The 8,591-nt window shown below is 74.3% G+C and carries 9 protein-coding genes; 7 read left to right on the forward strand and 2 right to left on the reverse strand.

Going from position 1 to position 8,591, the window contains the following annotated elements:
* Positions 1 to 170: 170 nt before the first annotated feature.
* Complete coding sequence (locus GPA02_RS13440) at positions 171 to 311, forward strand: hypothetical protein (protein ID WP_156200584.1); 141 nt, start codon at positions 171 to 173, stop codon at positions 309 to 311.
* Between the two features lies 1 nt (position 312).
* Positions 313 to 894, forward strand: a complete 582-nt coding sequence (locus tag GPA02_RS13445) for an ArsR/SmtB family transcription factor (RefSeq protein ID WP_156200585.1) — start codon at positions 313 to 315, stop codon at positions 892 to 894.
* 176 nt (positions 895 to 1,070) lie between these two features.
* Here GPA02_RS13445 and GPA02_RS13450 read toward each other — a convergent pair whose 3' ends face one another.
* Entirely contained in the window at positions 1,071 to 1,538 is a 468-nt protein-coding gene (locus GPA02_RS13450; RefSeq protein WP_240134046.1) for a metallopeptidase family protein, read from the reverse strand.
* Between the two features lie 94 nt (positions 1,539 to 1,632).
* On the opposite strand from GPA02_RS13450, the gene GPA02_RS13455 reads away from it, so the two are divergent.
* Genes GPA02_RS13455 through GPA02_RS13465 form a run of 3 tightly spaced genes read left to right on the forward strand, consistent with a single transcriptional unit; the run spans position 1,633 to position 4,453 of the window.
* A complete protein-coding gene (locus GPA02_RS13455) occupies positions 1,633 to 2,025 on the forward strand; it encodes a DUF3499 domain-containing protein (protein WP_240134047.1) in 393 nt (130 codons plus the stop codon).
* A 24-nt stretch (positions 2,026 to 2,049) separates the two neighbouring features.
* Entirely contained in the window at positions 2,050 to 3,495 is a 1,446-nt protein-coding gene (locus GPA02_RS13460) for a phosphomannomutase/phosphoglucomutase (protein ID WP_156200587.1), read from the forward strand.
* A 37-nt stretch (positions 3,496 to 3,532) separates the two neighbouring features.
* Positions 3,533 to 4,453 (forward strand): cation diffusion facilitator family transporter, encoded by a 921-nt coding sequence (locus tag GPA02_RS13465; protein WP_156200588.1) that lies wholly within the window; start codon positions 3,533 to 3,535, stop codon positions 4,451 to 4,453.
* Between the two features lie 9 nt (positions 4,454 to 4,462).
* Here the strand turns inward: GPA02_RS13465 and GPA02_RS13470 are convergent, their stop codons facing one another.
* Positions 4,463 to 5,620 (reverse strand): MalY/PatB family protein, encoded by a 1,158-nt coding sequence (locus tag GPA02_RS13470; RefSeq protein ID WP_204986613.1) that lies wholly within the window; start codon positions 5,618 to 5,620, stop codon positions 4,463 to 4,465.
* Between the two features lie 48 nt (positions 5,621 to 5,668).
* Here GPA02_RS13470 and GPA02_RS13475 point away from each other — a divergent pair, with 48 nt between their 5' ends.
* Positions 5,669 to 6,946 carry an MFS transporter gene (locus tag GPA02_RS13475; RefSeq protein WP_156200590.1) on the forward strand — a complete coding sequence of 426 codons (1,278 nt, stop codon included), beginning with the start codon at positions 5,669 to 5,671 and terminating at the stop codon, positions 6,944 to 6,946.
* Between the two features lie 9 nt (positions 6,947 to 6,955).
* A complete protein-coding gene (ahcY, locus tag GPA02_RS13480) occupies positions 6,956 to 8,431 on the forward strand; it encodes an adenosylhomocysteinase (protein ID WP_156200591.1) in 1,476 nt (491 codons plus the stop codon).
* Positions 8,432 to 8,591 lie beyond the last annotated feature (160 nt).

Raw genomic sequence — 8,591 nt, forward strand, 5'->3', positions numbered from 1 at the left:
GGCGTCGGCCGATGTCGCGCAGATCACGTGCGAGCGACGTCACAACCGGGTGGGAAGAACCGTTGCGCAAGGAGTGTTGCGACTAACGTCGGACCCGATACCCCGACGCGGCCGAGCACCGCAACGGGAGACCCCGCGACACGCAACGCTCACGCAGAACGAGAACCGAGATGTCCTTCCTCACGGCACGCACGATCACCGCCCTGAGCTCCGTCTTCCCCACCTACGCCGAGGCCCGCGCGGCCGAGCTGGCCGAGCGCCGTCGGTCCGAGGTCCACGCCGAGGCGAGCCTGCACCTGCTGCGGCGCTGACATGAGCGACGACGCGGCGACCCCGCCCGGGCCCGCCGAGCGCAGCGGCCCGGAGCGGATCCGCGCGCTCGCGCACCCGGTCCGCCTCGAGATCCTCGACATCCTCGACCGGCTGGGCGAGGCGACCGCCACCGAGTGCGCCCAGCGCACCGGTCAGACGGTCGCCAACTGCTCGTTCCACCTGCGCACGCTCGCGAAGTACGGCTTCGTCGAGGAGGCGGAGCGGCGTGGCCGGCAGCGGCCCTGGCGGCCCGCACCGGGCGGCTACGACCTGCGGCCCGACGTCGGCAGCTCCGACGCCGTGCGCGCCGCCGACGAGCTCGCGCTGCTCACCCTGGAGCGCGAGACCCGGCGGCTGCACGCCTACTACGCGCACGCGCACGCCACCCCGGCGCGCTGGCGCGAGGCCGCGTCGATGCTCACCGAGGTGGTCTGGGCGACGCCGGGCGAGCTGGCCGAGCTGGCCGACGACGTCGCGGCCCGCGTCGCACGGCTCGCGCGGCGCGCGCCCGCCGACCGGCCCGCCGGGGCGCGCCCCGCCAACGTCCTCGCGGTGCTCACGCCCGACCCGCACGCCGACTGACGGCGCGCCCTGTCGACCCACCTGCCGCCGAGTTCGCACGCTTCCGCCGAGTTCGTACCGTGCACGGTGCGAAGTCGACGGAAAGGTGCGAACTCGGCGAGGGGGTGCGTGCACGGGGCGGGAGCCCGGCAGGGTCTCCGGCGTGGCCGCCGCCCGGTCCGTGCGGGGCGGCCGGGTCAGGACTCGTAGTCGGGGTCGATGTCCTCGGGGTCGCGGCCGAGCATGTGGCCGATCTGCTCCACGAGCACGTCGCGCACGAGGGCGGCCACGTCGTCAGCGCCCTCGGTGCGCGCGAGCACCGGCCGCCGGTACACGACGACGCGGTGCGTGAGGCCCGCGGCGAGGTCGGCGGGGAAGTAGCGCCCCAGCGGCACAGCGCCGTGCTCCCACGGCGCGGGCGCCGACGGCGGCACCTCCTCGACGGCGAACTCGACACCGTCCAGCTCGCGACCAAGGCGCCGCTCCAGCCGTTCCACGGCGGCGAGCACGATGTCGTCGAACTGCTCGCTGCGGGTGCGTGCACCGGGCAGCAGCGGCGACAGCAGCGGTCCCCGCAGCCCCCTGCCGTGCCGGTCCCGGCGCCGCCCGGTCCGCCGCGAGGGCAGCGCGACGCGCGCGATGTCCGTGCCGTGCTGCTCCACCACACCGTCACTGTGCCACCGCGGCGCGCACGACGCACCTCGGTCACCGGCGTGGGGTGACGCCGCCCGGGCCCGGTCGGCAGTAGCCTCGTGTGTCGTGAGAGCTCGTCAGTGCACCCGCGCCACCTGCACGGCCGCGGCCGTGGCGACGCTCACCTACGTCTACGCCGACTCCACGGCCGTGCTGGGCCCGCTGGCCACGCACGCCGAGCCGCACAGCTACGACCTGTGCGCCGAGCACGCCGAGCGCCTCACGGTGCCGCGCGGCTGGGACGTGGTGCGGCTGGCCAGCCACTTCGAGCCCGCGCCGCCGAGCTCCGACGACCTGCTCGCGCTCGCCGACGCGGTGCGCGAGGCGTCCCGGACCCCTCCGCCCGAGCAGCTGCCCGCCGCGCGCAGCGTCGGCGTGCCGGCCCCGGTGACCGAGCGGCGCGTGCCCGAGTCGGGCCGACGCGGACACCTGCGGGTGATTCGTGGCGAGAACGAGTGAGGCCTGGCCCTATCCTCGGGTCTCGTGCCTGAACACGCAGACCTGAGCCCCGTCGTCAAGGCCTACGACGTCCGTGGTGTCGTCCCGGACGAGTGGGACGCCGACGTCGCCCGCGCGCTCGGCGCCGCCTTCGCCGACGTCGTCGGCTCCGAGGGGGTGCCGATCGTCGTCGGCCACGACATGCGCGACTCCTCGCCCGAGCTGGCCCAGGCCTTCGGCGAGGGCGCGGCGTGGCGCGGCTGCGACGTCGTCCACATCGGGCTGTGCTCCACCGACGGGCTCTACCACGCCTCCGGCATGCTCGAGGCGCCGGGCGCGATGTTCACCGCGAGCCACAACCCCGCCCGCTACAACGGCATCAAGATGTGCCGCGCGCTCGCGCGTCCGGTGGGCCAGGACACCGGGCTGGCCGACGTCAGGCGGCTCGCGGAGCAGTACCTCGACGAGGGCATCCCGGCGGCGGGGGAGCAGGGCTCGGTGACGACGCGCGACACCCTCGCCGACTACGCACGGCTGCTGCGCAGCCTCGTCGACCTCGAGGGCGGCCGTCCGCTCAAGGTCGCGATCGACGCCGGCAACGGGATGGCGGGTCTCACCGCGCCCGCGGTGCTGTCCACCGCGGCCGGGCTGCCCGACCTCGGCTTCGAGATCGTGCCGCTGTACTTCGAGCTGGACGGCACCTTCCCGAACCACGAGGCGAACCCGCTCGAGCCCGCGAACCTCGTCGACCTGCAGGGTGCTGTCATCGCCTCCGGCGCCGACATCGGCCTCGCCTTCGACGGCGACGCGGACCGGTGCTTCGTCGTCGACGAGCGTGGTGTCCCGGTCAGCCCCAGCGCCGTCACCGGGCTCGTCGGGCTCCGGGAGGTCGAGAAGGAGAAGGCCGCGGGCCGCGAGGCGACCGTCATCCACAACCTCATCACCTCGCGCGCCGTGCCCGACCTGCTGGGTGCCGCCGGCGCACGGACCGTCCGGTCGCGCGTGGGGCACTCCTTCATCAAGGCGCAGATGGCGGCGGAGGACGCGGTCTTCGGCGGCGAGCACTCGGCGCACTACTACTTCCGCGACTTCTGGTTCGCCGACACCGGCATGCTGGCGGCGATGCACGTGCTGCGCGCGCTGCGCGAGCAGGACCGCACGCTGTCGGAGCTCGCCGAGATGTACACGCCGTACGCGGCGTCCGGCGAGATCAACTCGACGGTGCCCGACGCCGACGCCGACGCCGCGCGCGCCCGCGTCATGGAGGCGTTCGCCGACGACATCGCCTCGGGCGAGGTGACCGTCGACGAGCTCGACGGGCTCACGCTCGACCACTGGCAGGCCAACCCGCGCTGGTGGATCAACCTGCGAGCCTCCAACACCGAGCCGCTGCTGCGGCTCAACGTCGAGGCGGAGCACACCGACATCATGGAGAAGCTGCGCGACGCGGTGCTCGCGATCGTGCGCGAGGGCGGCGACGCGGTCTCCTGACCGCAGCCGGCGCCCGGTGCGGGTCTAGGCTCGCGGCATGTCCAGCAGCGGAGGCACCAAGGCCGTGCTCGCGGCGCTGGCGGCGAACCTCGGGATCGCCGTCACGAAGTTCGTGGCGTACGCGCTCACCGGCTCCTCCTCGATGCTCGCCGAGGCCGTGCACTCGGTGGCCGACTCCGGGAACCAGGCGCTGCTGCTCCTCGGCGGCAAGCGTGCCCAGCGGGCGGCGTCGCCGAGCCATCAGTTCGGCTACGGCCGCGCCCGGTACGTGTACGCGTTCATCGTCTCGATCGTCCTGTTCACGCTGGGCGGCTGCTTCGCGCTGTACGAGGCCTGGCACAAGTTCTCCGACCCGCACCCGATCGAGGGCCGCTGGTGGTGGGTGCCGCTGGCGGTGCTCGGCATCGGCATCGTCATGGAGGGCTTCTCGTTCCGGACCGCGATCCGCGAGGCGAACCACGTACGCGGCCGCAAGTCCTTCCGGCGCTACGTCAAGGAGTCGCGCGCGCCCGAGATCCCGGTGATCCTGCTCGAGGACCTCGGCGCGCTCACCGGCCTCGTGCTCGCCCTCGTCGGCGTGTCGGCGACGCTCGTCACGCACGACGGCCGCTGGGACGCCCTGGGATCGGCCGCGATCGGCGTGCTGCTCGTCGTCATCGCGGCGTTCCTCGCGATCGAGATGAACTCGATGCTGCTGGGCGAGTCCGCCGACCCCGAGCACCAGCGGGCGATCGAGGCCGCGATCCCGGGCGAGGGCATCGTCTCCGTCATCCACCTGCGCACGCTGCACCTCGGACCCGACGAGGTGCTCGTCGCGGCGAAGGTCGAGGTCGAGCGGGACGACGACGCCGCGCACGTCGCGGCCGCCATCGACGCCGCCGAGCGACGCATCCGGGCCGCGGTACCGCTCGAGACCCGCATCTACGTCGAGCCGGACCTGCGGCGCCACCTCGCGTGACGGCGCCCCTCAGACGCGGGCCAGCGCCCGACCCATGCGGGTCACCGCGTCGGTGAGCACGGGCCGGCTCGTGGCGAAGTTGAGCCGCAGGAACCCGCGGCCGACCTCGCCGCACAGCGCTCCCGAGGTCGCGACGACGTCGGCCTCGCGGCGGAAGTGGCGGGCCGGGTCCTCGACACCGGTGCCGCGCAGGTCCAGCCAGGCCAGGTACGTGCCCTCCGGCTCGTCGTACCGGACGCCGGGCAGGTGCTCGGCGACGAGGTCGGCGAGCAGCCGTCGGTTGCCGTCGAGGTAGGCGACGACGTCGTCGAGCCACGCGGTGCCGTCACGGTACGCCGCGGTCGCCGCCAGCGTCCCGATCGTCGACGCCTGGTCCTCGACGACGTGACCCCTGCCCCGCCACGCCTCGCGCGTGGCGTCGTTGCTCAGCACGACCTGCGCGCTCTTGAGACCGGGCAGGTTGAAGGCCTTCGACGCCGACATCGCGGTGAGCGTGTGCCCGGCCGCGGCGTCGGAGACGGAGGCGTACGGCACGTGGCGGTGCGGGGCGTACACCAGCGGCGCGTGGATCTCGTCGGCGAACACGTGAGCGCCGTGGCGCTCGACGACCTCGCTGACCGCGACCAGCTCCTCGCGCTCGAGCACCCGCCCGATCGGGTTGTGCGGGTTGCAGAGGACCAGCAGGTCGCCGCCCGCGGCGAACGCGGCGTCGAGCGCGTCGAGGTCGTAGACGTACCGGTCGCCGTCGCGCGCCATCGGCACCTGGATCACCTCGCGGTCCAGCGCCGCGGGCACGGTGAGGAACGGCATGTACGCCGGTGTGGGCAGCACGATCGGGGAGCCCGGGCGCGAGCACAGCCGCACGGCCGCCTGCATCGCCGTGAGCACGTCGGGCGCGGGACGGACGTCGGCGGGGTCGACCTGCCACCCGTAGCGGTCGCCCACGAAGCCCGCGAACGCCTCCTGCATCGCGCGCAGCGCTGCGCTGGAGAGGTAGCCGAGCCCGGCGCCCTCGGCGGCCCGCCGCAGCGTCTCCTGCACCGCGGGCGCGGTGCCGAAGTCCATCTCCGCGATCCAGGCGCCGGTGGCGGTGCCGAACTCCGTCCACTTCTTCCAGCCCGCCTCGCGCAGGGCGTCCGGCGTGATCTCGTCGAACACGTGCACCATCGACATCCTCTCCCGGGGTCACGGACGTGCCCGAGTAGTCTCCCAGGCGTGAGCGCGCCGACCGATACGAGCGACCAGACCGTTCACGGACGGCGCGGTCTCGTCGTCCTGGTGCTGAGCAACCTGCTGGGAGGCGTCGGCGTGGCGTCCGGCGTCGCGGTCGGCGGGCTGCTCGCGGAGGCGCTGGGCGGCACCGCGATGGCCGGTCTCGGGCAGGCCACCAGCGTGCTGGGTGCCGCCGTCGCGGCGGTCCCGCTGGCGGGCGTCGCCGCCGCGCGCGGCCGCCGCACCGCGCTCGCGCTCGGCTACGTCGTCGCCACCGTCGGCGCGGTCGTCGTGCTGCTGGCCGCCGTCACGGCGCAGCTGTGGCTGCTGCTGGTCGGTCTCGGCCTGTTCGGGGTCTCGACGGCGGCGAACCTGCAGTCGCGCTACGCGGCGGCGGAGCAGAGCACGGTGGCTGCCCGCGGACGGGCGATGTCGGTCGTCATCTGGGCGACGACCGTCGGCGCGGTGGCGGGCCCGAACCTCACCGCACCGGGCGACCGCGTCGGGCTCTCGCTCGGGCTGCCGCCGCTCGCCGGGCCCTACGTGTTCTCGGTCGTCGCGTTCGCGCTCGGCGCCCTCGTGGTGGCGCTGCTGTTCCCGTCCCGTCGGCTCGTCGGCGAGGGCCGCGCCGAGACCCGGCCGGCGCTGCGCGCGGGGGCTGCGCTGCGCTGGGCGGGGCGCCACCCCGAGGCGCGCTTCGCGGTCGTCGTCGTCGCGTGCGCGCACGCCGTGATGGTGCTCGTCATGGTGATGACGCCGGTGCACATGACCCACCGCGGCATGTCGCTCGAGCTGGTCGGCGTGGTCATCAGCCTGCACGTGCTCGGCATGTACGCCCTCAGCCCGGTGTTCGGCGCCGCCGTCGACCGCTGGGGCGCCCGTCCGGTCGCGTGGCTCGGGCTCGCGGTGCTGGGCGTCGCGGCCGTGCTGGGCTACCTCGCCGGGGGCGGTCACGACCGCACGGTGCTGACGGCGGTCGCGCTCACCGTGCTCGGTGTCGGCTGGAGCGCGAGCCTCGTCGGCGGCTCCGCCCACCTCGTCGCCGTGACGAGCGAGGAGGTGCGGGTGCCGCTGCAGGGCGTCACCGACGCCGGCATGAGCTACGCGGGTGCGGCGGCGGCCGCGCTGGCGGGGCCGGTGCTGGCGTGGGGCGGTTTTGAGGCGCTCAACGTCGGTGCGGCGCTGCTGCTGGTGCCGCCGGCGGTCGCCGGGCTGCTCGCCGCCCGGTCGCGCCGCGGGCCGGGCGCGACGGCGGCCGTCGCCCCCGAGCCGGCCGGTTAGCCTGTCCCGGTGACGTTCGACCACCGCGTGCGGGATCTCGGCCTGGCCGAGTCCGGCCGCCACCAGATCCGACTCGCCGAGCACGAGATGCCCGGCCTCATGGCGCTGCGCGAGGAGTACGCCGAGCAGCAGCCGCTCGCCGGCGCCCGCATCGCGGGCTCGCTGCACATGACCGTGCAGACGGCGGTGCTCATCGAGACCCTGGTGGTGCTCGGCGCCGAGGTGCGCTGGGCCTCCTGCAACATCTTCTCGACCCAGGACGAGGCCGCGGCAGCGGTCGTCGTCGGCCCGGGTACCCCCGAGGAGCCGCGCGGCGTCCCGGTGTTCGCCTGGAAGGGCGAGACGCTGCCCGAGTACTGGGAGTGCACCGCGGCGATCTTCGACTGGGCCGACAGCCCCACCGGCGGGCCGAACCTCATCCTCGACGACGGCGGCGACGCCAGCATGCTCGTGCACGAGGGCGTGCGGTTCGAGGCGGCGGGTGCGGTCCCGCCGCCGCCGGAGCCCGGCGACGTCGGGTACTCCGAGGAGAAGGTCGTCTTCCTCGACCTGCTGCGCCGCACGATCGCGGCGGACCCGGGCCGCTGGACCCGCGTCGCCGCCGGCATCAAGGGCGTCTCCGAGGAGACGACGACCGGCGTCAACCGTCTCGTCCAGCTTGCGGCCGCCGGCGAGCTGCTGTTCCCTGCGATCAACGTCAACGACTCGGTGACGAAGTCGAAGTTCGACAACCGCTACGGCATCAGGCACTCGCTGCCCGACGGGCTCAACCGCGCCACCGACGTGCTGATCGGCGGCAAGGTCGCGGTCGTGTGCGGCTACGGCGACGTCGGCAAGGGCGCGGCCGAGGCGCTGCGCGGTCAGGGCGCGCGGGTGATCGTCACCGAGATCGACCCGATCTGCGCGCTGCAGGCCGCGATGGACGGGTTCCAGGTCGCGCGCCTGGAGGACGTCGTCGGGCAGGCGGACTTCGTCATCACGGCGACCGGCAACACCCGCATCGTCGGTGTCGAGCACCTGCTGCGGCTCAAGGACAAGGCGGTCGTCGGCAACATCGGGCACTTCGACGACGAGATCGACCTCGCCGGTCTGGCGCGGGTGCCCGGTGTCGAGAAGCTCGAGCTCAAGCCGCAGGTCCACGAGTGGCGCCTGCCCGCGGCCGACGGCCGCGACGAGCGGTCGATCATCGTGCTCTCCGAGGGGCGCCTGCTCAACCTCGGCAACGCGACCGGCCACCCGTCGTTCGTGATGTCGGCGTCGTTCACCAACCAGGTCCTCGCGCAGATCGCGCTCTGGCAGGCGGAGGAGCTCGACGAGGACGAGAGCCCGACCGTCGAGCGGCTGCCGAAGATCCTCGACGAGAAGGTGGCGCGGCTGCACCTGGAGGCGCTCGGCGTCGAGCTCACCGAGCTCACCAAGGAGCAGGCGGAGTACATCGACGTCGACGTCGCCGGCCCGTACAAGCCGGAGCACTACCGCTACTGAGCGGCCGCACGCCCCGCCGCTGGTGAGCGGTGGCGCCGCCGCCACCTCGCGCCTGAGCGCCTGCGCCGCCGCCCGTGGCGGGGGAGCGGTGCGGGGCGGGCGCACGCCCGTGGGGTGCGTGCCCGCTGGGCGGTGGCGCCCAGCACCGCGCCTGCGCCCG

Origin of the sequence: Actinotalea caeni, assembly GCF_009733795.1 — a bacterium.
In the GTDB taxonomy this organism is placed as follows: domain Bacteria; phylum Actinomycetota; class Actinomycetes; order Actinomycetales; family Beutenbergiaceae; genus Pseudactinotalea; species Pseudactinotalea caeni.

What these genes read in the sequence shown, in the direction of transcription:
- GPA02_RS13440 (WP_156200584.1), top strand. Translation starts at nt 171, where the DNA reads ATGTCCTTCCTCACGGCACGCACGATCACCGCCCTGAGCTCCGTCTTC.
- GPA02_RS13445 (WP_156200585.1), top strand. Translation starts at nt 313, where the DNA reads ATGAGCGACGACGCGGCGACCCCGCCCGGGCCCGCCGAGCGCAGCGGC.
- GPA02_RS13465 (WP_156200588.1), top strand. Translation starts at nt 3,533, where the DNA reads ATGTCCAGCAGCGGAGGCACCAAGGCCGTGCTCGCGGCGCTGGCGGCG.
- GPA02_RS13470 (WP_204986613.1), bottom strand. Translation starts at nt 5,620, where the DNA reads ATGGTGCACGTGTTCGACGAGATCACGCCGGACGCCCTGCGCGAGGCG.